We start from the raw sequence: 24,187 nt of genomic DNA, 5'->3' as shown, positions 1-24,187 counted from the left end.
AAAAAGATCCTCCGCAACTTTTGCAGAGGATCTTTTTCATTAATAAGTGATAAGTGCTTGAATGTCGTAGCCTTTTAGTTTTTCACGGCCACTCAAATACGACAGTTCGATAAGGAACGCGCATCCAGCCACTACTCCACCGAGTTTTTCAACAAGTTCAACTGTTGCGCCGACCGTTCCGCCTGTTGCAAGCAGATCGTCCACGATTAATACACGCTGACCAGGCTTGATGGCATCTTTATGGATTGTCAATGAATCCTTGCCGTATTCAAGATCATACTCGACAGCTATCGTTTCACGAGGCAGCTTGCCAGGTTTCCGGACTGGTGCGAAACCGACTTCCAATGCGTAAGCGACAGGACATCCGATTATGAATCCTCTCGCCTCAGGACCGACGATAATGTCAGTTCCCACTTTCCTTGCAAATTCGACAATCTGATCGGTCGCATATTTATAAGCTTCCCCGTTATCCATAATCGTCGTAATGTCTTTAAAACTAATACCTTCTTTTGGATAGTCCGGGACGATCGTCACGTAACTTTTTAAATCCATAATTGTTCCTCCCTATTGACGGTTTCTTTGCAAATTCCATCAAACCAATTTTTCAATTCCATATATGGTGCATATACAAGCATCTTTTCCAATTCGATTTGACGCTCTCTCTGTTGATAAGAAGGCGCTTCAGAAAGACTTTTCTTCCCTGCGTCTTCCATTACATAAGCAAGACCATTCTCTATCTTAACAAATCCGAGCTCGGAAAACACCTTTGTCATGAAATAAATTGTGTCGATCTTCCAACCTCTATGCTTGGACAATTCTTGTACTTGCTTCCTTAAGTCAAATGTTCCCCGCTTCTTCAAAAAGCTATAATACCATCCGAAATGCTCCCGACTCGGAATTCCTTCGAAGTACAATGATTCATTCACGAAGAAATGAGCATAGACCCTTTTTGGATTCGTTCTTTCAATCAATTCTTTCATTTGCTCCGTCCCTGACGGCATATCTAAAATGATTATATGATCGGTTTCCGACAGTTCTACTTGGCCAAACTGATGAATTTGTACATGTTTCAAGATTGGCTGAAAATGGGCTATCGTTGTTTCCTGGAAGGCGATGAATAAATTACTTTTCTCTGGAATGATAGAAACCCACCGATTTGGCTCTCTTATACCACGCAAGTCGAAAAGCTGCCGATCCTTTGATTGGATATCGGTGAGCAGCATTTGCGGTTTTTTACGTCCATTCCACTCATTCACTTGCAGATCGCCCGTGACGGATAAAGTGACGCCAGGACTCATTTCGTCAGCGATATATCCATTACCAAAACCAATTACATCAAGGCTATCTGCTCCATCGGATAATTCCAGCTTTAAATGATTTTTTGCTGCTCCGATCTTCCTCACAGATGATACTGATAAGTTTTCGATTAAAAACACAGGCTTTTCGAATGATACACCGAATGGTCGGAGTAATTCCAATGCTTCCAAAACGTCGACATCGATTTCCCCGATTTCAAGCGGCACATCTATTTGCAATTGCGGAGTTAGCATGTCATCCGTCAAACACAACTTTCCTTGATCGTTCAACCGATTCCGTAAGGCCACCACATCATCTATCGACAACGACATGCCTGCCGCCATCTCATGCCCGCCATAATGTGGCAAAAGGTCACTAGCTTTCGAAAGCTCTTTGAATAAATCAAAACCAGCTATGCTCCGCCCGGAACCTTTAGCGATTCCCGTCGCATGATCTACGGAAAGGACGATTGATGGTCTGTAATACTTTTCGGTCAATCGGGATGCAACGATTCCAACTACCCCCGGATTCCAGCCAACGCCAGCAATGACAATGACATACGGCAACATATCGCCATACATGTCGATCATCGCCTGTTCAGCCTCATCCGCTATTTTTGTGACGAGTGCTTGTCTTTCTTTATTTAACGTATCCAATTGCTGAGCAATGGACATAGCTTCCATACGATCATCCGTTTTCAACAGATCGACAGCGGGATCCGCACTTCCTAAGCGCCCAGGCGCGTTCAAGCGTGGACCTATCATGAAACCGAGTGATTCCTCGGAAAGCGAATGTTGATCGGTTCCACTCACTTTGACGAGCGCCTGAATTGCAGGCCGTTGTGACAAGCGCATCCTTCTGATGCCTTCCTTGACGATGAACCTGTTTTCATCCTTTAGTGGAACTAAGTCGGCGACAGTGCCAATCGCAGCGATTTCGAACAGTTCTTCCGGCACTTCACCTAATAAAGCGCAAGCCAATTTAAAGGCAACACCAACACCCGCAAGCTCGCCGAAAGGATAGTTGCCTTCTGGATGACGCGGATGAATGATGGCGTCAGCAATCGGAAGTTCGTTACCAATTTCATGATGGTCCGTCACAATGATATCCATACCGACGGATTTAGCAAAGGCAACTGCCTCCAAGCCTGAAATCCCATTATCAACCGTGATAATCAGTTTTGTACCTGCCTTGTACAATTCGTCGAACAGCTCAATATTCGGTCCATACCCGTGTTCGAAGCGGTTAGGAATAGCAAAGTCGACGTTTGCACCAAGTTGTTCAAGAGCCGTTGTCAATACGGTAACACTCGTAACGCCATCTGCATCATAATCTCCGTAGACGGTAATCTTTTCCCCTGTTTCAATTGCTTGTTGAATCCGATTAACAGCTTTCTCCATATCAAAAAGGAGAAACGGATCATGCAGGCACTTGTCTTCCATATGTAAAAAGGACTTAGTCTCCTCTACATCCGTAAACCCTCGTGATACTAAGATCTTGGCATGGATGGAAGGGATACTAAGCTCTTTCATGAATGTATTTACGATTGTTTCATCTGGACGATTAATCGTCCAATTTTTCATCGATTCTATCATAATGGCTCACATCCTCTTATCCCCATTATATCGGAAGATGGCGGACTCTTAAAGGGGATAGCCAGTTTCACCATAAATAAATCGTTTATGTTGTACTGCATGAAAAAAGCACCCGAATAGGATGCTTTGTTTACGTTTCTCCTTCAAGCTTCTCCTCATTGGCTGCTGGATCAACTAGATGTTGCAATGCAGCTATTTCATTTTGCTGAGTTGCAATCGTAATTTCCTTCGCAGTCATTTCCTTTTTTAGTTCATTGATTTGCCGATTGGCATGGATGGATTTGAACATTGCTATGAAGCCGCTAATGGCTGCGCCGAGCAGTGCTGTGAAAAGAATGACGAGGATGAGTGGCAGATGCGCTTCTCCGAACAAGTAGTTCACTCGAACCGGGTCAACGTTAAGTATGGCGAATACAGCGATGATGATGGCGAAAAGAATACTGAATATTAACGACCATTGCATCTTCATTCTTCTCCACCTTCCTTTTTAAGCAAAATAAAAACAGGATATACGTTAAGTATACCCTGTTCCGTTGAGGTTTGAAACGTCGTCGGAGCCGTAGTTATTAGACGACAGGCTCGTCGGAACCCCATTGTTTTTTCTCTTTATCGACTTTCAACGTGCCTGTTTTTTGAAGCTCTTTCTTCTTCAGATCAAACCAGATTTGAGCTGAGATGAAGATGGAAGAATACGTCCCTGCGAGCAATCCGATCAGCAAGGCGATCGAGAATGGGCGGATCGCTTCTGCTCCAAGTGCAATCAGTGCGACTACGACAAAGACGACGGTCAACACTGTGTTCACTGAACGGCCCAAAGTTTGACGGAGTGACTTATTGACGATGTCCGCCAACGTATCCACATTATCGATTTTTCCAACTTTATTCAGATTTTCCCTGATTCGGTCGAATGTAACGATTGTATCGTTTATTGAATACCCAACAATCGTCAGTACGGCGGCAATGAATGTAATATCCACTTCCAGCCTCGTTATACTGAATACCGCAACCATGAAGAAAGCATCATGGATCAAGCCGATAATGGATGAAACACCCATGCGCCATTCGAAACGGAAAGCGACATAAATGACGATCCCTAGCGCAGCGACTAACAAAGCTTTCAATGCATTTTGCACGAGTTCTTTACCAACTGTATCGGATACTGTTGAAATATTCGGGTCTGCACCGAAGTGAGCTTCAAGATCTTTCTTGAACTTATTGACAGTTTCTTGACTAAACTCTTCTTTGTAACGTACAACGCCAATATTGTTCGTATCACCAGAAATGACAATGTCAGTTGCTGGGTGGCCAATTTTTTCAAGCGTACTTGAAATTTCCTCAGTCGTTACTGGAGAGTCCGATAAAATTTCAACACGCGTACCGCCTGCAAAGTCAATTCCGAGGTTTAATTTGAAAATACCGAGGACAACTATACCGGCAATAATCAAAGCCATCGAAATGACATAGAATTTCTTACGGGAATGAACAAAGTCGAAGCGATCAAATTTCGTTGATAGATCAAGGGTATCCACTTCTTCTTCAGGTGCGTGAACCCGCCTTTTCGAAATACCGAACAGGCCTGTCTTGCCATCAAGCATACCGCTATTAACGAGTAGACCTAACAATAAACGTGAGCCCCATACGGCTGTCAAGAAGCTGACTAAGATACTTATGATTAACATTGTTGCAAAGCCTTTGACGGAGCTTGTCCCGAAAATAAATAGCACGACAGCTGCGAGCAAAGTTGTTATATTGGCGTCCAAGATGGCAGTAAATGCAGATTTCGCACCTACCGAGAATGCCGTCTTCACTGATTTCCCTACACGCAGTTCTTCTCTAATCCTCTCGTATGTCAGGATATTCGCATCGACTGCCATACCGACCCCGAGCATCAGAGCTGCAATTCCCGGAAGTGTAAGAACCCCGTTAATGCTTGTGAAGACAGTAAGGATTAGGTAAATATAGACAGATAGTGTGATAACAGCGACAAATCCAGGAATACGGTAATAAATTAACATGAAAATGAAAATTAATGAGATACCAACAATTCCAGCAAGAATCGTTTTATCCAACGCCTGTGCACCGAATTGAGCACCAACAGAAGTGGAGTAGATTTCTTCAAGATGGACTGGTAATGCCCCTGCATTCAAGATGCCTGCCAAGCTTTTAGTTTCTTCCACTGTGAAGCTTCCTGAGATTTCAACATTGGATGAATTGATAACTTGACTTACATAAGGCGCGGAAATGAATTTCGGTTTTTCCTTCATTCTTTCCTCTTTGAATGAATCGACACCCTCTTCAAAGTCCATCCAGATGACCATGACATTTTCAGGAGCTTTAGCTTTAATTTCAGCTGTCACTTCGCCGAATTTATCTGGATCTTTCATCTCAAGCGTTACGACTGGATTACCACTTTGACCGAAGTTGGCTTTCGCCTTTCCTTCTTTCAAATCATTTCCATCCAACATCAGATTATCGTCTGCATCTCTGAATGTTAGATTTGCTTGCGTGGATAATAGTTCACGTGCTGTTTCCTGATCTTCCACACCGGCCAACTGCACGCGGATCCTGTTATTGGATTCGACTTGGATGACTGGCTCACTTACTCCGAGCACGTCAACACGGTTTCGTAATGCACCAGCTGTATCGGCCACAACATCTTCCGTAATTTTTTGACCGTCCTTGAGTGGCTGAACTTCGTATAGGACCTCAAAGCCCCCTTGTAAATCAAGTCCGAGCCTTACATCTTTTATAATCGGATTAACCGTAACGCCTATTAAAGAACCCAACAAGACAAGCAATAATAGGAACGATACGATCCGGCTTCTTTTTTTCATAAATTAGTTCCCCCTCTGTACGTGGAACGGTAAAACGTTTGCTATGTACAGTTTTTAAGAAAATACAACACTCCAATTATGAAACAGAGTATTGCATCTGTCAAATAGTTGGACATTCATTGAATATCTAATCATGACTTACTTTTCGGTGAAAGGAGCAGCTGGAGCTCATCGCTGTTCAAATCTGAGAACCAATTAGAATCCCTTTGTTCCTCGATTTGGGTATACGTCATGAATTCAGCAGGCGTCAATGCCAAGATGCCATTTACAATTTCATGGATTCGCATCGTAGACACATTTTTCTTCCGCCATTTTTTACGAATACAAAATTTCCAAATTTCTTCATTTGTCACTGTGTGGTAGCCATAAAGACGGAATTCATCCCTTTTGCTCTGAATAGCAGGCAGCGCATGTTTGAATATCTGCTCGAATTGAATCGTCACCTTTTCCATCCCTTTCCCGTTCAGTCGTAAATAGACAAACCTATGCATAGATTTAGTGTATACGAAATGACCGGAATTGAGAAGGAGTTGTTTTTATTGTCCACTTTCATCCGTGGAACTGCCATACTGATGATTGCCGTATTCATGACCAAACTATTAGGATTCGTCTATCGCATCCAATTCATGCGCGTCGCAGGAGAAGAAGCGGTCGGAATCTACATGACCGCTTATCCAGCATTCATATTCTTCTTGTCACTCGTCCAACTAGGCGTGCCGATTGCAGTTGCGAAGGTGATTGCGGAATTGAAAGTGAAAGGGGAAACTGCAAAGCTTCCCGCTGTCATGAAGACTGCGACTTTCATCACAATTTTCACAGGTGCGATATTCATCCCGCTATCCATTCTTTTCATCCCATATTTAGCCGAAACGTTATTAGGAAATGCAGCTACTTCCACTACGTTATATGTAGGAATCGCCATCATTCCGATCGCAGCTGTTTGCGGTTTGATCCGAGGATATTTTCAAGGGATAGTCAGAATTGAAGAAACGGCTTGGTCGCAAATTATTGAGCAGTTATTCCGAATCGTTTTGATTACATGGATGTTGCCTATTTTTCTAGTCCCTGATAACAACCCTATGAATGCCGCTTATGCGATGGGCATCACATTGCTTGCTGAGGGGTTGTCCGCCTGTTATTTATGGTTCAAATACCAACAGCATAAACGTCGTGACAGGAAGCCTGTCGTCAAAAAAGAACGCTATCCAATGGAACCGCTATTATCGATTGCGTTGCCGTCTTCTGGCAGCAGATTATTCGGCACGTTCACCTGGTTCTTGGAGCCAATCATTTTTCTTCGTGCCTTATCAATGGCAGGAGTCGGAGCAGTAGCCGCCACATCGCTATACGGGGTCATCTCAGGCGTTCTCATCCCTTTGCTGCTCTTCCCTTCATTCATTCCTTACGCTTTGTCTGTCGTGCTTGTGCCTGCCGTAAGCGGAGCTGCTGCTTCAAGCAATAAGAAAAGATTGCAAGAGCGTATCCATTTGGCGCTGCGTCTTTCAGCACTGACGGGAGCATTCGCTGCAGCTGTTTTTTATATTCACGGACAGGCGCTTGCCGAGAAGCTTTTTCATATTAGCGAAGGCGGTTCCTATATGACATTGCTTGCCCCTATATTTTTCTTTTATTACATCCAAAGCCCGTTATACTCCATTTTGCAAGCAACTGGGGATGCAAAGGCAGGAATGATGAATTCAGTATATGGTGGTATCGCTAAACTGGGAGTCATGTTCGTTTTAGCTTCTCAGCCCGGCTTACAGGAAACTGGGGCAGTGCTCGCAATCGGATTCGGAGTCCTCGTCACTTCTTTCCTTCATATCGCAACTTTACGGAAAAACAAAGCAGCAGCGGCCGGTTTCACGATGTTCGCCCTGCCTTATGTATCCTTTATCATGGTTGCTGTCATACGTCCTAGTTTCATACCAATCGGCAATTTTGGTCTGTTGACCGAATGCATCATTACGACCGCATTCCTTCTCGTCATTTTGCTGCTTTTCGGGCAAGTGAAGAAAAATGATGTTTTCATGCTAAAAAGATTGATAAAAAATTATTGAAAAGCTTTTTTCAGTTGAATGTGTATCTTCCCATTTTCGAATGAACAATAAAAGACTTGATCCACGTCACTTACACCTTGCTCTTTCAACTCTTGAATAAGCCAATCTTCGGATCTCCCGATCAATTTGATATGGCGGCTTTGAATGATTCCATCGGATATGAGAGCAAGGACCGGTTGGGCGTTTTCATATGTGAAGACCGACAAATTCCCAGAAGGCTCCAAATACGCATAGGACACATCGCGGATTGATCCGATTTGCTGCTCACGAAGCTGTTGAAATAAATCATCCAAATTATATCTTTGTTTTCTCATCTGCTCTTCTTGGATGATTCCATCTTGTATGATCAATGTTGGGTCACCATCGACAACATCTCTGAATTTTTTGCTCCTTAAGGAAAGGAAAGATGTCAGAAGCTGGATTACCAGTAGAAGGAGCACCGGAAAAATGGAGTGGCTCAACTTTTTATCGGGCGATTCCAATGCAACTGCTACGACCTCCGCCATAATGACAAAGACAACGACATCGATGACGCTCAATTCTCCAACTTCCCGTTTTCCCATCAGCCGGAGAATGATCAGGATGAACACATATAACAAAATTGTCCTGAATCCGATGATTAGAAGATCATTCATTAAGTATCCCTCCTCTTCAGGAAAGCATGCCTTTTCCCGTTCAGGAATATACCCAAGTCAACACCCCACCACTTAACACCCTTACAGGTTGTTTGAAGTGGGGGCTTGCGTCTGTCAGAGTTTGACAGTGCTTCTACCCTCGTAGATAGCAACTACGCTTGTTCCTACCCAGTAGTGCAAACGAGCGATGCTCTCCTACCTTAGTATGGTGGAACATAAGGACGGTTGACTTCGCCCCTGCCAAAGGAGTCATGCTCCTGTGGCAACTACACCCATATATTCAATCCCTTTACGGTGTAGATTCATTGCTCCTATACGGTCATCATTTGATTGGTATTGGCAATCTTTACACGTAAAGATGTGTAATTTCTTGTTTCGATTTGCTTTCTCCACATGTCCACATTTCGGACAAGTTAGAGAAGTGTATTTCGGGTCTACTGTAATTACCTTTTGGCCATTCATCTCAGCTTTATATTCAAGTAGTTGACGGAATTGGTAGAAAGCCCACGATACAGAAAGATAGCGGTTTTTCACCCGTACCTTTTCAGTTGCAGAACGAACACCAGTCAAATCTTCTAATACAAACATCGTACCTCTAGGGTATTTGTCAACGAGTGCCTTTGTAATTTGATGATTGACATCAGTTACATAACGGTTTTCTCTTGAACCTATTTGTTTTAGTTTTTTACGAGCAGACGGTGTTTGTCGTATTTGTAATTGTTTACGAGTGGCTGTGAACTTACCACGCTTATGTTTAACAACCTTTCCATTGTAAAAGGCAGTCTTTCCTTGACTATCATAAGTAGTCGCAAGAAAGTTGATTCCTAAATCAACACCAACGATATGGTTTACATTTACAAAATCCAGTTCCTGGAACTCCTTTGTCATTGGGATGTGTAAGAACCACTTATTATGCTTATGCACCAATTTTGCAGTACCGAATTTCCAAGTGCCATTGAAGTATTTCTTCATAGCCTTACGCTCATAATTTAGTTTCAAACGGCCATCCAATGTATTTACGCTAAATTGATTTTGAGTTAGTGAGTAATCTCGATTCCAAACAAGGTCATATTCAGGAGATTTAAATTCAATCAAAGACCATTCATGCCCATTCGATTTAGTGGACTTGTAACGAGCAATGACAGTTTTCATCACAGATTGAGCCATTTGGCTTTTTAGACCAAAACGATTACGTAATTGCTTATAGTACAAATCATTAAGCTTTGCTTGATTTACATTTTTCTTTTCAAATATATGTTTGGATAACCAGTTACAAGCCTTCCGATAAGCGTTAGTTGTCATCCTTAGACTTTCAGTGTGATGATCAGAAACGTAGATTTGTATTTTTGCAGTATTTGTTGACATGACTTCACCACCTTTCACCATCTCTATTATACCGAATTTTCAGTAAATGTTAAATAGCCAAAATAGAGATAGGAGGAGGCAAGGCGTAAGTTTCAGATACTTGATATGGTACAAAATTTACCTATTTTAAGCGTACCATACCGTATCTGAGGCAATTCCTCCCCCAATTATCGTTGGGCTAACTTCCTTCACACGATTGAAGTAGGGGTATCCTCGCCGATTTTTTAGGATGAAAAAGAGGCGGTTCACAGTTTCAATACTGTGAATCCGCCTCTTTGAACATGGACATTATTAAGATGCACTTGCATCCACAACACGTCCGACAGCTTGTCTATCGAATTGCAATGTTGTGCCGTCAGCGACTTTCAAAAATACAGATGTATCGTCAACAGCATCGATTACGCCGTGAAGACCGCCGATTGTAATGACCTTATCGCCACGCTTCAAACTTTCTTGCATTGTCTTTGTCTGCTTTTGTCTCTTTTGTGCAGGTCGAATCAACAAGAACCACATGATTGCGAACATCGCAATTATCGGAAGCAACGTCCCGAGCATACTACCATCATTCATTCTATTCCCCCCCTTTTCTCTCGGTTTATTATACAAGATTCAAAAGTTTTTTGCATTTGGTTTGTTGAATCCGTATTGTTCAAAAAATTCTTCTCTGAAATCGCCAAGACGATCATTCCGGATTGCATCCCTAATCTGCTCCATTAACCGTAGAAGGAAATACAGATTATGATAGGACGTCAAACGGATGCCGAATGTTTCATTCGCACGAATCAAGTGGCGGATATACGCTCTGCTATAGTTTTTACAAGCATAGCAATCACAATTCGGGTCCAATGGTCCGAAATCGCGTTCGTATTTCGCATTTTTCACGACGAGGCGGCCTTCACTCGTCATCAACGTCCCGTTCCGTGCGATACGTGTCGGCAATACGCAGTCAAACATGTCGACTCCGCGAATCGCTCCGTCGATCAAGGAATCAGGAGAACCGACCCCCATCAAATAGCGGGGTTTGTTTTCCGGCAATAATGGCGTCGTAAATTCTAAAGCGCGATTCATGACGTCTTTCGGCTCACCTACGGATAAACCGCCAATTGCATATCCTGGGAAATCGAGCGAGACGAGGTCTTTAGCACTTTGTTTGCGCAGCTCCTCGAACTCGCCGCCTTGCACGATCCCGAACAGCCCTTGGTCCTCAGGACGTGCATGCGCCTTCAAGCAACGTTCTGCCCATCTCGACGTTCTCTCGACACTAGCCTTCATATATTCGAATGTTGCAGGATACGGCGGACATTCATCGAAAGCCATCATAATATCCGAACCTAGGTCATTTTGAATTTCCATCGCTTTTTCAGGGCTTAGGAAAAGTTTGCTGCCATTCAAATGATGGCGGAAATGGACGCCTTCCTCTTCGATTTTACGGAATTCACTCAATGAAAACACTTGGAAACCGCCTGAATCCGTCAAAATCGGTCGATCCCAATTCATAAATTTATGGAGGCCGCCTGCTTCTTTTATAATATCATTTCCCGGGCGGAGCCAAAGATGATACGTATTGCCGAGGATAATTCCGGCACCCATCTCTTTCAATTCCTCAGGAGACATCGTTTTCACCGTCGCTTGAGTTCCGACAGGCATGAAAGCCGGTGTCTCAAAAGAACCATGAGGCGTATGGACGATGCCAAGCCGAGCTCCTGTCTGCTTGCATGTTTTTATATGTTCGTAAGTAATTGCTGCCATTTCGTGTGATCCTTTCTATTTCGAGGATTAGTACCTCTTTACTTTTTGTGCGGCTTGATGAACATCGCGTCCCCGAAACTGAAGAAACGGTACTTCTCCTTCACCGCTTCTTTATAGGCGGCGAGCACATTTTCACGTGTCGCCATCGCCGAAATAAGCATGATTAACGTCGATTTCGGCAAATGGAAGTTCGTCAACATACCATCGAGAATGCTGAACTCGTACCCGGGATAGATGAAAATTGACGTCCACCCACTAGTCGGCACGATTTTTCCGTCATTTTGCGAAGCGATCGTCTCTAGCGTCCTTGCAGAAGTCGTGCCAATCGCAATGACGTTTCCACCTCTCGCCTTTGCTTCGTTGATTGCGTTTGCCGCCTTTTCAGTCACTTGATAATACTCTGAATGCATTGTATGGTCTTCAATCGAATCTACACTTACAGGGCGGAATGTTCCTAAGCCGACATGCAATGTGATAAATTCGACGCCAACGCCTTTGTCCTTTATTTGTTGCAAGATCTCCTCGGTGAAATGAAGACCCGCAGTAGGTGCCGCGGCGGAGCCTCTTTCTTTCGCAAAGACGGTTTGATAACGCGATTGATCATCAAGCGTCTCTGTTATATAAGGAGGAAGGGGCATCTGCCCGAGAGAATCGAGAATTTCATAGAAAATGCCCTCGTACCGGAATTTAAATATTCTTCCCCCTTGTTCGAGGATCTCGGTGCATTCTGCTTCCAATCTGCCGTCTCCAAACGTTACAACAGTTCCGACCTTCACCCGTTTTGCAGGCTTCACGAGCGTCTCCCATTCGTCCGAGCCAGTCTCTTTCAGAAGGAGGACTTCAATCGACGCGCCTGTATCTTCCTTTGTGCCAATAAGACGAGCAGGCAGGACTCTTGTATCGTTCAAAACAATGATATCCCCTTCCTGCAGCTCGTCCACAATTTGACGAAACTGACGATGTTTTACGTCTCCCGTCACTTTATCCAAAACCATCAACCTGCTCGCTGTCCGATCTTTGAGAGGCGTTTGTGCAATGAGGCTTTCCGGTAATTCAAAATCAAAATCATTTACATCCATAATGCGGGTGAACTCCTTCTATCAATTATTGAACATCTTTTATTACGTCATCGAATCGGGCGGCGTGTAACCGAAGTGGTCATAAGCGAGTCTAGTAGCAATCCTGCCGCGAGGTGTTCTTTGGAGGAAACCGATTTGCAGCAAGTATGGCTCGTAAACGTCCTCGATCGTGATGGACTCTTCGCCAATGCTTGCGGCAATCGTATCGATCCCGACCGGGCCGCCACGGAATCGTTCAATCATACTGACAAGCAATTTATGATCAATGTGATCGAGACCATGTGAATCGACTTGCAGCATTTCAAGCGCTTCTTTCGCAATATTCATTGTAATACTGCCGTCACCACGCACTTGTGCGTAATCACGCACTCTGCGCAGAAGACGGTTGGCGATTCGCGGCGTTCCTCTCGAGCGCCTCGCTATTTCAACTGCTGCATTGGCGTCGATATCAACATCGAACAAGCTTGCACTTCTAATTACAATTTCCTTCAATGGGTCTTCCCCATAATATTCCAGACGGAGCGGTACACCAAAACGATCACGAAGCGGAGCGGACAAAGAACCAGCTCGCGTCGTCGCCCCAATCAATGTGAATGGCGGGAGGTCGAGACGTATTGATTTGGCGGATGGCCCTTTCCCAACAACAATGTCGAGACAAAAGTCTTCCATTGCCGGATAAAGCACTTCCTCGATTGATCGGTTCAATCGGTGAATTTCATCGATGAATAGGACGTCGCCCGGCTCCAATGATGAAACGACCGCTGCGAGATCGCCCGGCCTTTCGATCGCCGGCCCGCTCGTCATTTTTACATTGACGCCCATTTCGTTCGCTATGACAGTTGCAAGCGTCGTTTTCCCAAGACCTGGCGGACCATACAAAAGGACGTGATCCAAGCTTTCGCTCCTGCCTTTTGCCGCTTGGATGAATATGCTCAAATTGTCTTTTACAGTCTCTTGCCCAATATACTGATGCAATGTCTGAGGACGTAATGATTGTTCGAAGCTGTCGTCATAATTGGATTGTTCACTTGAAATGACCCGTTCCATACATACCGCTCCTCCTTCCTATTTCGATTTATTATTTTTGTTTCAATAATAGACGCAGTGCTAACTTCATATAGCCTTCCGTATCTAGGTCTTCCTTTTGCATCTCTGTCTTCACTTTTGCCAGTTCACGTTGTGAATAGCCTAGCGCCTGCAAAGCAAGGATTGCTTCTTCCAACGCGCCGTTTTCGGCTAATGAAAGCAGTGTCACGTCAGTATCCGGCAATTCAATTTCCGTGAATAAATCCCCGAGCTTCCCTTTCAAGTCAAGGATGATTTGACGTGCCGTCTTTTTCCCGACGCCTGGGAACTGGACGAGGAATGCTTCGTCTTCCCTTTCAATTGCACCGATGACTTGAGAAGGAATGCCACTTGCCAAAATGGCGAGAGCACCTTTCGGACCGATTCCGGAAACAGTGATGAGCTTCTTGAACAATTCACGTTGTTCTATCAACTTGAATCCGAGCAGCCACTGCATATCTTCACGCACATGTAAATAAGTGAATACTTGCTGTACTTCTTCCGTTTGATGGAAGGCATATGGATTAGGCGTCATGATCTGCCAACCGATGCCGCCTTGTTCAACCGTTATGTATTCGGGTGTCACCCGGGTAATTATTCCTTTTATATAATCGTACAAGCCATTCTCCCCCTAAAGTATCGAAACTATTATAGCATACGAACGGGTTTTCTACATAGAAAAGCGGAGGGTGGCGTTCAGCTGCGACAGCAGGGCAAAGATGTGCTCGTAATGCTTCGCTTTTACTCGCAAAAGCCGTTCTTCGTTACGGCTTTCGATGGAGGGCTTGGACAAAAGGCGCTTTTTGCCTTTTGCTTCAAGACCGAAGCGACCCGAGCTGCTGCCATCCGGAGCTGGACAATAAAAAAGCCGCAAAATAAAAAAAGCCGCTGGAGAGGCGGCTCATTCATTGACTTGCATTATGATAAATATTTTGTACATCATCATCGTCTTCTAATGCATCAATCATCTTTTCAAATTGGTCGGCATGATCGCCTTGCAATTCCGTATAGATCGTCGGAATCATTTCAACTTCCGCCGAAATGAATTCTATTCCTTCAGCTTCCAAAGCTTCTTTTACTTCCATGAAGCTGGACGGTTCTGTAATAATTTCTAAGCCTTCTTCTGTCGACTCGATGTCCTCAGCACCCGCCTCCAACGTCGCAAGCATGATTGCTTCCTCATCGGTGTCAGCAGTACGCTCGACAAACAGGCGTCCTTTACGGTTGAATAAATAGCCGACTGATCCGCTTTCTCCCAAGCTTCCGCCATTTTTATTGAAAGCTACACGGATATTCGGTCCTGTACGGTTTCTGTTCTCTGTTAGACAATAAACAAGAACAGCTACTCCTCCAGGTCCATATCCTTCATAGACGACTTCCTCATAGTTTTCATCCGCACCTGCGCCAGTCGCTTTATCGATAGCTCTTTTAATGACATCATTTGGCACGTTGAAGCCTTTTGATTTCTCGATTGCAAGACGGAGTGCGGGATTCATGTCAGGCTCTCCTCCACCCGATTTTGCAGCAACATATAGTTCCCTCGACATCTTTTGAAAGATTTTGCCTCGCTTCGCGTCTTGCGCGCCTTTACGGTTTTGGATATTTTTCCACTTTGAATGGCCAGCCATTATGCATCCTCCTACTTCATGTTCCGTTCTACATCATACCATAACTTCGGCCATGAAGAGAGGGCATACTCCGTAAAGGGGATGAGCTTTCTAGAAAGATTTTCCTGCTTCGCTTCCGGCATATTTAAAAGATGCAACCATTCCCTTAACATCTCATTCGGATACAGGAGCATAGATTTAGATGCGTTATCGAGATCATTTAAAGACAACTGCTCGGCCAGTAGGAACTCCAAATTGTAGCAGACATTTGGCAAGACGCGGTGCATCCAAAGCGCCAATTCGGTTCCAGGGGGCCCAGTGCACGCAAGGTCGAAATCGATGAAGCGAATTAAACCGTTTCCATCACGAAGAATATTATGATGTACGACATCCCCATGAAGCAACGTATAGCCCGAAAGCTTCCGATAGTTCTTTTTCAGAATGGGAAGAGCCTCTTCCCCATACATGATTATTTCATCAATCGCTTGTTTCCTTATGAATTTCCCGAAAGCTTCCCGATTATCAATAAAGCGTTCTAATCTTTCTTGCCATTTGTCCAAGAGCTGATATCTATGCAGATAAGGGGAGGCGTCCCAATCGATCTGCTCCTTTGTCCGATGCAGCGCTTGAAGAGCCAATAAGGAATCGGTCCGATCGATCCGCCGTCTGAAGTTGACGGGCTTTGTTCCTTCAATCCACGGCTGCATGATGAATAACGGATCCTCTGTCGGAATGATCGGTACAATATTAGGAAATCGGATCGCGTGCAACTGTCGGTGTACATATTCTACTTTCACCGCTGTTGAACGCGTCGTATACCTCTTTAACGAATAGGCGGATTCCCCTTCGACCATCTTCCATACATTTTTCTTTACTTTCCGGATATTCTTTTCCAGCGCCATACGCCGGTCAGCAACCACATCCGTGATTATCCATAGGATAGAAAGGATGCATATGCATCGGATTCATTTGCATTGGATTCATTTGCATCGGACTTACTTCCATTGGATTCATTTGTGTAGGATACATTTGCATCGGACCTACTTGCATCGGCATCATATAATTCGCTTGCATCTCATTTGGACCAAACCCGTAAAATCCATGGTGAGGGCATCCACAGTGATGAATAGGCATCGGAGGACATGGATAACCGAAAAAGAATGGTTGCTGAGGTTGCATCATCATCTCGCTTGGATTTTGAAACTCCGGTGATACCATTTGGGGCACATATCCCTGCTCCTGCGGGTATTGAACCATATCTTCTGGTGATTCAAGTGGCATCATCGGTGACTCCATCAATTCCCATCCTCTGACCGGATAAGGCGGGGAAACTCCAGGTCCTCTTCCTGGATAGATTGGTGACTCTTCAAATTCTTCCAGGTCTTCGGTAATTTCAATCGAAGGTGGTTTCACTCCTAATTTAGCTGGCGTTGTCGGCATTTCCTTCGCTGGCATTACTTGAGAAGGCATGGCTTGTGGCGGCATGGCTGGCGTTGGCATAGGCGCCGGCATTTGTTGAGTGAAGCTTGGAAACGGCAGCGGTACACAATCCGCATCGTAAATAGGCATCCACCCGCAAGGTACAGGCATAATTGGTTGGAAAAATTGTGGCATTGCCATCGGCGGTGTCGGAACGGCAGGCGGTATAGACGGCAAAGGTTGAACTGGTTGAGCCGGCGGAGGTGTCGCAACAGGCGGCTTCTGAACAGGCGCACTAGGCATAGGCATAGGCTGCTTCGGCACGGATGGCGGCTTCGGCATTTCAAATATCGGTTTTTCTTTAGGCAATGGAACCGGTTGCTTCGGCTTTTCCATTACAGGAGGCGTAGAAGGCTTTACTTTCTCAGGCATTTTTTCTTTGCCTTTTTCACTAGGCAGAGGTGCAGTTTTCTTCTTTGGCAGAAAAATCTTCATACCCGGAACGATATAATCCGGATTTGCCAAATGGGCATTCACCCTTTTCAAATCTTCAAAAGGGATACCGTACTGTCGTGCAATTTTCCACAACGTATCCCCTTTTACAACAATATGGACATCCACTAACAAAATCCCCCTTCCATCAATCCATCGTATGAACGAACGCCCGTCTATGTGACGCAAATTTAAGAAAGACGCCCTCTCTCTTAGTATGTATATTGTGGAAATGTCTCGATTATTCATTTGAAAAATTGATGGCCTTAGGCTTTCTTACCTTTCAAATGAAAAAACCTCCAAGCTAATAAAAATTAGCTTGAAGGTCTATGTTCATATGGAAAATATGAACCGAATGATTGAACCGTGCAATTAAGCGCTGCAAGTTCCTCGAGGGCGCCTCTCATCATCGGGTGCTCTTCGCTTTCTAACACGTCGATGATGAAAAAATAATTTCCTAACCCAGTTTTCATGGGCCGTGATTCGATTTTGCTTAAATTCAGCTTCCGCCATGCAAACACTGATAATATTTGATGAAGCACACCTGAACGGTCGTCTTCGGGTAACTTTATCATTAATGTCGTTTTCGGCGCTTCTGAATGACCTGGAACTTCCAAATGGCCTTTTCTCAATGATAAGACGACAAACCGTGTATGGTTGAAATGAAAATCGTGTATATTTTCTTCAGCGATATGTAAGCCGTACTTTTCAGCAGCCAATCGATTTCCGATTGCGGCGATACGTAGCTCCGGATTTTCAGAAATATACTTTGCAGCTGCAGCTGTCGATGTTGTCTGAATCAAAGGCGTACGGCGGTAATGATATTGCAAATATTTATGGCATTGTGCAAGTGCATGTGGATGAGAATGGACCGATTCGAGCTTCTCTAAATGATCCTTCTGCTTCTTATTCACCATCAGATGCTGTTCAATCGGAATCGAAATTTCCGCATTGATATACAACTCGCTACCATGGAATAAATAATCAATTGTCATCGGCACTGAGCCTTCCAACGCGTTTTCAAGCGGTACAATCGCATAGGCGACATGTCCTTCAGTTACAGCTTCTATACAATCAGGTATCGTCGGCTGGGGCACTAAGCCTTCTGTTCCAAAAAGGTGAGTTGCCGCCACATGAGTAAATGATGCTTCAGGTCCCAAATAGGCGACCGTTGGCTTGTAATCCTTTTCGCTCATCCCAGTTCCTCCATCTAGTTGCTCTACTTTATTTTTCTATCTATGTTGTCCGCCTAGGGCGCTATCCCCGATAAACGCCCTCCGCTTTTAGCGTTACCCAGCTACAACGCTTTAAAGAGCTCCCGAGCTGATCAAATGGACGGAATCTATGAAATTCGGCGCTTTCAACTTTTGCATAAATTCCTCCATTTTGATCTGCATCTCGGTGACATCAAGTGACAACGTAATATTAGCACGACCTTGCACCGGGATTGTCTGGTGAATGGTCAGCACATTACATTTCGCCTCCGAAATGATCCGAAGAATCGTCGCAAGCGATCCTTTCCGGTCCTCGAGTTGAATAAAAATCGTCAACACTCGTTCACGAGCGATCGATTCGAACGGGAAGACAGTATCCTTATATTTATAATAAGCACTGCGGGACAATCCGACTCGCTTCGTCGCTTCCTGGATTGTCCTTTCCTCCCCGCTCGCTAGAAGCCTTTTCGCCTCTAACATCTTCAGCATCGATTCCGTAAGTACATCTTCCCTTACAAGATAAAACTGCCCTTCCCCCAATGGCCTCATTGAATGCCTCCTTGCAACAATTCATTACTCATCCTCGATAATACCTTATTCGAGGAATTCGAATTCGAAGTCGAGGATTCTAACAGTATCCCCGTCTTTCGCACCTCGCTCGCGAAGAGCGTCGTCAATACCCATTCCACGCATTTGACGTGCAAATTTACGGACAGATTGATCGAAGTTGAAGTCGGTCATCTTGAATAGACGTTCGAGAGTATATCCTGATAGGACATATGCTCCATCATCATCTCGCGTAATCTTGAAGTCGGCAGTTTCAGCTTCGTGCTTATAAAGAACTGAACGATTTTCATCCTCTTCTTCGATTTCATGCATCGGGAATTCCGGAGTCGTTTCAAGCAAGTCGGCAACTGTAAATAGCAGCTGATCCAAGCCCACACGTGTAATCGCAGAAATAGGGAAAATCGTTGCATCTGCATCGCCAAGCTTTTCTTTGAACAGTTTTAAGTTTTCTTCTGCTTCCGGCATGTCCATTTTATTTGCAACGATGACTTGAGGACGTTCCATCAAGCGAAGATTGTATTTCTCCAGTTCTTCGTTGATTGTAATGTAATCTTCGTACGGATCCCGCCCTTCCATTCCGGACATATCGACGACGTGGATGATGACTCTTGTCCGTTCAATATGCCGCAAGAACTGATGGCCGAGACCGACGCCTTCATGCGCTCCTTCGATAAGACCTGGTAAATCGGCAAGAACAAATGTCCTTCCACCTTCCAACTCCACCATTCCGAGATTCGGCACGAGCGTTGTGAAATGGTAATCGGCAATTTTCGGTTTTGCTGCGGATACGACAGATAATAATGTCGACTTTCCGACGCTCGGAAAACCGACGAGACCAGCGTCTGCAAGCACTTTTAATTCAAGTGTAATTTCCCGTTCGACACCTGGTTCTCCTTTTTCCGATAACTCAGGTGCAGGATTTTGCGGTGTAGCGAAACGTGAATTCCCTCGTCCGCCTCGTCCGCCTTTCGCGATGACGGCTGTCTGGCCATGTTCTACGAGGTCAGCGATGATATGACCAGTTTCTAAGTCCTTGACGATCGTACCCGGAGGAACTTTAACGACCATGTTCTCTCCGCCTTTGCCGTGCTTGTTTTTACTGCCTCCGTGCTCTCCACGCGGGGCTTTGAAATGTCGCTGATAGCGAAAATCCATCAGCGTCCGTAATCCTTCATCGACGATGAAAACGACGTCCCCGCCTTTTCCTCCGTCCCCACCAGCAGGACCTCCGTAGGCTACGTACTTCTCGCGGCGGAATGCGACCATTCCATCGCCGCCGTCGCCGCCTTTGACATATACTTTAACGTGATCGACAAACATGTTTTTTCCTCCTATCGTCCACTTAATGTGAACGTCCATTGCTTCTCTTGCAAAACTCCACTCATTTCAAACCCATCGTCCGTATGTGGTAAATTTGGCGATTCGGTAAATGAGAGAGGCCCTTCGATGGTCAATTGAAGCGACCATTGTTCTTCAGTAGCTTTTACTACGATATGGACGATATATTCATCCATTGGATCGACTGATTCTCCGACGATGCCGATTAACCGTTCTAAATAATCGGCAATCACTTCATCATTTGCAGTCCGGTTTCCTGCTATAATGTCGCATTGCAACTTTTTCGAGAAAGCCGTATGTCTCCATTCAAATGTACTAAGCCAAATTTCCGTCTTCGGCAGGCGAAGCTTTTCCAACATGGATAGGTGCCGCATGCGTTCCGTCGCTTCTAATAGCGTATTTCGGGCTTCAGGCATTTTCCCGAGATCCATATATAATAACATTAATTGCAATTCATTTAAAAAATCATGGCGTGCAAATTTCAGTGCTTTCCCAATCGTCAAGTCTTCCGATTCCATTTTCTCACCGCCAAATGTATCATATACTACAGTATAGCATCCCTTTCACAAAATTCGTCAAAGATATGGATTAATTTATTGGTGTTATGTACTTCGGTGATAATGGATCGGTACTAATTGTAGATAAAACCAAAAATAAAAAAGGACTGCACGTAAAATGCAGTCCTTTCAATGTTAGTCATAACATTAAGCTTCTTGAGCTACAGGGTACACGCTCACTTTTTTCTTGTCGCGGCCAAAACGCTCGAAGCGAACTACGCCATCAACTTTTGCGAAAAGTGTATCGTCCCCACCGCGGCCAACGTTTTCACCTGGGTGAATTTTTGTTCCGCGTTGACGATAAAGGATAGAGCCGCCAGAAACGAATTGTCCGTCAGCACGTTTAGCGCCAAGACGTTTCGATTCGGAGTCACGACCGTTCTTTGTAGAACCTACCCCTTTTTTCGATGCGAAAAACTGGAGATCCAAACGTAACATCAGTGCCACCTCCTATCGGTTAAAAATAAGTTTTATATGTTGCCCGTAATCTTGTTCAATCGTCTGTAATGAAACAATCATCGCCTTCACAATCAATTGAATTTCCTTATCTTTTTCCGTTTCCGGAAAAACCACTTTCAAATAACCTCCATCTGATCCTTGTTGGATGCCAGGAGTTATGCCAGTGAGTGCAATGACAGCATTGACGGCTCCAAATGAAACCGCGGATGCGCCTGCACAGACAAGATCTTTTCCATGTTCTGCGAAATCGGCATGGCCTTTCATCTCAAATGAGCTGATCCGGCCGGATGGTTGTTCATTAATACTGATTTTGATCATGTCGGCTTACGCGTTGATGCCTTCGATGACAACTTTTGTGTATGGCTGACGATGACCTTGCTTTTTGTGGTAGTTCTTTTTCGGCTTGTATTTGAAAACCGTGATTTTTTTGCCGCGGCCATGCTTAACGATTTTACCAGTAACCGTTGCACCTTCCACGAATGGAGCGCCGACTTTCACGTTTTCTCCACCAACGAATAGAACTTTGTCGAATGTTACAGTTTCCTCAGCTTCGCCGACTACTTTTTCGATGTAGACTTCTTGGCCTTGTTCGACTTTGATTTGTTTTCCACCAGTTTCAATGATTGCGTACATACTTGCACCTCCTCAATAGACTCAGACTCGCCTTCAAAGGTGATCCTAACGGATGCTTGTACCTTGTCAGTGCGGTTGTAGCACAGGTGCGCTACAAACAATAACATTAAAATATTACCACGCACAACTCATGGCGTCAACTGTTTTCTTTTCAATTGCTCATAAGCCTGTTCGTACTTACGAAACTTGAAGGCAGATATGTTTTGAATCAATAAAAATAAAGCAAGAGTAAGAAAGAGGATCGTTTCAGGAAGTCCAAGAAGAAGCAAAAGGCTGCCCGCTATTAAAACCGATATGGAAAAAATGAGATATGCAGATCTCACTTTATATTTCCTCTCATCTGTTTCAAGCATAGCGCTAATAGCCTGTCCACCGTCTAGAGGTAAAATAGGCAATAAGTTCAGCAAGAGAATCGCTACTTGAATGCGAAGGAATTGTTCGTTCCCTGGAAAAGAAAATACCTTCGACAGCAGGAGGAGAAAGAATGTAGCAACAGGACCCCCAATGGCAACGAACACTCTTTGCCTTCTCCCGTAAGAGTGCCTATTAGGTATCCTCAGTTCTCCTCCATACGGCATGATTGTGCACGAGCGGACCTTCATGCCAACTAATTTCGCAGTAAAAATATGGCCGCCTTCATGAACGAGAAGTGAAATGAAGACGAGAGCGTAAAACGCTAATCCCCCTGTAATCATCAGCAAGATGAAAAAGGGTGCCAATATAGGATGGAGACGAAGCTTCATTTCGAATCTTCCGAGAAATAAGTAGCCAAAACTTCAGCCTCCAATACGACTCCTTCCCGCTTCACTTTTAAATAGATTGCTTCTTCGTTCATAAGGGCAAGCGTGTCCCCCTTTTTTACGGTCGAGTAAGGGAGCTTCGAAATCGATCCGACAAATCCATATGTCACTTCATCTCCATCATCGTATAACACCGTAATTGTTTTGCCTGATTGCCGGGTAAATCCAGTGAATACGATAAGCCCGTCCCCTTGTGCGATAATCGGCATCGGATGAGCATAGGAAGCGATTACGCCATCCTTGTAAGGCTGCATCGACTCATAAGCTGCGAATGGAAGTTCCTCTACAGATTCGGCGGATACTGTAATTGCATCCTCTTCTGGATCTCCTATAATGGAAGCGACCCACTTTTTCATGACGAGAAAATCTTTGCCTGTCGTTATATATTGGGTAACAGGCTTGTTGATGACTCCGATTTCTTCTAATTTGGCAAAGCTGAATACGCCAATCGCTACTATGATTGCAATGACCCATTTTGTTTTCCATTTCACCCCGCCACACCACCTTTTTTCTCAGTATATGACGGGTGTACTATGAATATTATGGGCAAATGTCCAAGGAAACTGTTTATTATAGACATTCGATGAACGCAACAAAAAAAGAACCCTTGTTATCAAGGGTTCCCGTTTATTTAGCAAATAAAGATTTCAACTTCCCGAAGAATCCGGGTTTGCCTTCGTCTAATGACATGAGTGGTACGGATTCGCCTAAGATCCGGCGGGCAATGTTTCTGTAGCCAATTGCTGCCGGGTTTGATGGATCCATTACGACTGGTTCTCCTTTATTCGATGAGGAAATGACTTTTTCGTCATCGAGGACAATTCCAAGCAGATCGATTGATAAATGAGTCGTAATTTCATTGACATCCAAAGCATCGCCGCTATTGACTAGACGGCTTTTGATCCGATTGATGATCAGCTTCGGAGGTTCAATGTCCTCTTGCTCCAACAGACCAATAATACGGTCTGCGTCTCTCACTGCTGAAATTTCAGGTGTTGTGACGACGATTGCACGGTCTGCACCGGCAACCGCATTTTTATATCCTTGCTCAATACCTGCAGGGCAGTCTATTAAAATATAATCATAGTCACGTTTTAATTCGTTGACCAATTCTTTAATTTGTTCTGGTTCAATTGCATTTTTATCAGTTGTCTGAGCAGCCGGAAGCAAAAAGAGTCCATCTTCAAATCGCTTGTCCTTGACGAGCGCTTGATGGATTTTGCATCGGCCCTGAATTACATCGACGAGATCGTATATGATACGGTTTTCAAGACCGAGGATGACGTCCAGATTGCGGAGGCCGATATCCGTGTCAACGAGACACACTTTTTTTCCTTGAAGAGCCAATGCTGTCCCAAGATTTGCAGATGTCGTCGTTTTACCGACTCCACCTTTTCCAGACGTTATAACGATTGCTTCACCCACA

26 protein-coding genes and 1 other annotated feature are annotated in these 24,187 nt (G+C 44.5%); of the genes, 1 reads left to right on the top strand and 25 read right to left on the bottom strand.

Going from position 1 to position 24,187, the window contains the following annotated elements; translation table 11 throughout:
- Positions 1-39 precede the first annotated feature (39 nt).
- The 5 genes from AC0L13_RS07355 to AC0L13_RS07335 form a co-directional block, all read right to left on the bottom strand.
- Positions 40-552: an adenine phosphoribosyltransferase gene (locus tag AC0L13_RS07355; RefSeq protein ID WP_473645429.1), complete on the bottom strand. Its 513-nt coding sequence runs from the start codon at positions 550-552 to the stop codon at positions 40-42.
- Positions 543-2,891 carry a single-stranded-DNA-specific exonuclease RecJ gene (gene recJ, locus AC0L13_RS07350; RefSeq protein ID WP_473645428.1) on the bottom strand — a complete coding sequence of 783 codons (2,349 nt, stop codon included), beginning with the start codon at positions 2,889-2,891 and terminating at the stop codon, positions 543-545. Before recJ ends, AC0L13_RS07355 begins: the two co-directional genes overlap by 10 nt.
- A 130-nt stretch (positions 2,892-3,021) precedes the next feature.
- Positions 3,022-3,360, bottom strand: coding sequence for a LapA family protein (locus AC0L13_RS07345; protein ID WP_473645427.1), 339 nt, complete (start codon positions 3,358-3,360; stop codon positions 3,022-3,024).
- A gap of 97 nt (positions 3,361-3,457) precedes the next feature.
- Positions 3,458-5,725, bottom strand: coding sequence for a protein translocase subunit SecDF (secDF, locus tag AC0L13_RS07340; RefSeq protein WP_473645426.1), 2,268 nt, complete (start codon positions 5,723-5,725; stop codon positions 3,458-3,460).
- A gap of 131 nt (positions 5,726-5,856) precedes the next feature.
- On the bottom strand, positions 5,857-6,168 hold the full coding sequence (locus AC0L13_RS07335) for a post-transcriptional regulator (RefSeq protein ID WP_473645425.1): 312 nt from the start codon (positions 6,166-6,168) through the stop codon (positions 5,857-5,859).
- Positions 6,169-6,264: 96 nt separating this feature from the next.
- Between AC0L13_RS07335 and AC0L13_RS07330 the strand changes: the two genes are divergently transcribed.
- Positions 6,265-7,782, top strand: a complete 1,518-nt coding sequence (locus tag AC0L13_RS07330) for a putative polysaccharide biosynthesis protein (protein WP_473645423.1) — start codon at positions 6,265-6,267, stop codon at positions 7,780-7,782.
- Here AC0L13_RS07330 and AC0L13_RS07325 read toward each other — a convergent pair.
- The 20 genes from AC0L13_RS07325 to minD all read right to left on the bottom strand — a co-directional run bounded on the left by AC0L13_RS07325 (position 7,776) and on the right by minD (position 24,186).
- The gene (locus AC0L13_RS07325) at positions 7,776-8,417 is read right to left on the bottom strand and encodes a DUF421 domain-containing protein (RefSeq protein WP_473645421.1); all 642 of its coding nucleotides are present in this window, start codon (positions 8,415-8,417) and stop codon (positions 7,776-7,778) included. The genes AC0L13_RS07330 and AC0L13_RS07325 overlap by 7 nt on opposite strands.
- A gap of 249 nt (positions 8,418-8,666) precedes the next feature.
- Positions 8,667-9,782: an RNA-guided endonuclease InsQ/TnpB family protein gene (locus AC0L13_RS07320; protein WP_473645419.1), complete on the bottom strand. Its 1,116-nt coding sequence runs from the start codon at positions 9,780-9,782 to the stop codon at positions 8,667-8,669.
- 291 nt (positions 9,783-10,073) lie between these two features.
- Complete coding sequence (yajC, locus tag AC0L13_RS07315; protein ID WP_473645417.1) at positions 10,074-10,352, bottom strand: preprotein translocase subunit YajC; 279 nt, start codon at positions 10,350-10,352, stop codon at positions 10,074-10,076.
- Between the two features lie 39 nt (positions 10,353-10,391).
- On the bottom strand, positions 10,392-11,531 hold the full coding sequence (gene tgt / locus AC0L13_RS07310; RefSeq protein ID WP_473645415.1) for a tRNA guanosine(34) transglycosylase Tgt: 1,140 nt from the start codon (positions 11,529-11,531) through the stop codon (positions 10,392-10,394).
- Positions 11,532-11,569: 38 nt separating this feature from the next.
- Positions 11,570-12,610: a tRNA preQ1(34) S-adenosylmethionine ribosyltransferase-isomerase QueA gene (queA, locus tag AC0L13_RS07305; RefSeq protein ID WP_473645413.1), complete on the bottom strand. Its 1,041-nt coding sequence runs from the start codon at positions 12,608-12,610 to the stop codon at positions 11,570-11,572.
- 42 nt (positions 12,611-12,652) lie between these two features.
- Entirely contained in the window at positions 12,653-13,657 is a 1,005-nt protein-coding gene (gene ruvB / locus AC0L13_RS07300) for a Holliday junction branch migration DNA helicase RuvB (protein WP_473645411.1), read from the bottom strand.
- A 31-nt stretch (positions 13,658-13,688) separates the two neighbouring features.
- Positions 13,689-14,294 (bottom strand): Holliday junction branch migration protein RuvA, encoded by a 606-nt coding sequence (ruvA, locus tag AC0L13_RS07295; RefSeq protein ID WP_473645409.1) that lies wholly within the window; start codon positions 14,292-14,294, stop codon positions 13,689-13,691.
- Between the two features lie 286 nt (positions 14,295-14,580).
- Complete coding sequence (locus AC0L13_RS07290) at positions 14,581-15,303, bottom strand: YebC/PmpR family DNA-binding transcriptional regulator (protein WP_473645407.1); 723 nt, start codon at positions 15,301-15,303, stop codon at positions 14,581-14,583.
- 11 nt (positions 15,304-15,314) lie between these two features.
- On the bottom strand, positions 15,315-16,202 hold the full coding sequence (locus AC0L13_RS07285) for a phosphotransferase (RefSeq protein WP_473645404.1): 888 nt from the start codon (positions 16,200-16,202) through the stop codon (positions 15,315-15,317).
- Positions 16,192-17,322: a LysM peptidoglycan-binding domain-containing protein gene (locus AC0L13_RS07280; protein ID WP_473645402.1), complete on the bottom strand. Its 1,131-nt coding sequence runs from the start codon at positions 17,320-17,322 to the stop codon at positions 16,192-16,194. The genes AC0L13_RS07285 and AC0L13_RS07280 overlap by 11 nt, the downstream gene beginning before the upstream one ends.
- A 185-nt stretch (positions 17,323-17,507) precedes the next feature.
- Positions 17,508-18,389 (bottom strand): prephenate dehydratase, encoded by an 882-nt coding sequence (gene pheA, locus AC0L13_RS07275; protein ID WP_473645399.1) that lies wholly within the window; start codon positions 18,387-18,389, stop codon positions 17,508-17,510.
- 111 nt (positions 18,390-18,500) lie between these two features.
- Entirely contained in the window at positions 18,501-18,956 is a 456-nt protein-coding gene (locus AC0L13_RS07270; protein WP_440501602.1) for an ACT domain-containing protein, read from the bottom strand.
- 45 nt (positions 18,957-19,001) lie between these two features.
- Positions 19,002-20,294 (bottom strand): GTPase ObgE, encoded by a 1,293-nt coding sequence (gene obgE / locus AC0L13_RS07265; RefSeq protein WP_473645396.1) that lies wholly within the window; start codon positions 20,292-20,294, stop codon positions 19,002-19,004.
- A gap of 11 nt (positions 20,295-20,305) precedes the next feature.
- Positions 20,306-20,830, bottom strand: coding sequence for a Spo0B domain-containing protein (locus AC0L13_RS07260; RefSeq protein WP_473645394.1), 525 nt, complete (start codon positions 20,828-20,830; stop codon positions 20,306-20,308).
- A gap of 186 nt (positions 20,831-21,016) precedes the next feature.
- Complete coding sequence (gene rpmA, locus AC0L13_RS07255; protein WP_041075331.1) at positions 21,017-21,307, bottom strand: 50S ribosomal protein L27; 291 nt, start codon at positions 21,305-21,307, stop codon at positions 21,017-21,019.
- Positions 21,308-21,319: 12 nt separating this feature from the next.
- On the bottom strand, positions 21,320-21,646 hold the full coding sequence (locus tag AC0L13_RS07250) for a ribosomal-processing cysteine protease Prp (protein ID WP_473645392.1): 327 nt from the start codon (positions 21,644-21,646) through the stop codon (positions 21,320-21,322).
- 6 nt (positions 21,647-21,652) lie between these two features.
- The gene (gene rplU, locus AC0L13_RS07245; protein ID WP_440501595.1) at positions 21,653-21,961 is read right to left on the bottom strand and encodes a 50S ribosomal protein L21; all 309 of its coding nucleotides are present in this window, start codon (positions 21,959-21,961) and stop codon (positions 21,653-21,655) included.
- 13 nt (positions 21,962-21,974) lie between these two features.
- Positions 21,975-22,048, bottom strand: a sequence feature (ribosomal protein L21 leader region).
- 41 nt (positions 22,049-22,089) lie between these two features.
- Complete coding sequence (locus AC0L13_RS07240) at positions 22,090-22,704, bottom strand: M50 family metallopeptidase (RefSeq protein WP_473645389.1); 615 nt, start codon at positions 22,702-22,704, stop codon at positions 22,090-22,092.
- Entirely contained in the window at positions 22,701-23,252 is a 552-nt protein-coding gene (locus AC0L13_RS07235; RefSeq protein WP_473645387.1) for a peptidoglycan DD-metalloendopeptidase family protein, read from the bottom strand. The genes AC0L13_RS07240 and AC0L13_RS07235 overlap by 4 nt, the downstream gene beginning before the upstream one ends.
- Positions 23,253-23,388: 136 nt before the next feature.
- The gene (gene minD, locus AC0L13_RS07230; protein ID WP_473645385.1) at positions 23,389-24,186 is read right to left on the bottom strand and encodes a septum site-determining protein MinD; all 798 of its coding nucleotides are present in this window, start codon (positions 24,184-24,186) and stop codon (positions 23,389-23,391) included.
- Position 24,187: the final 1 nt, after the last annotated feature.

It is taken from the genome of Sporosarcina sp. QA0331 (assembly GCF_055808055.1).
Note: the sequence above shows the minus strand (reverse complement) of the source record. Positions and strands in the feature narration are given on the sequence as shown.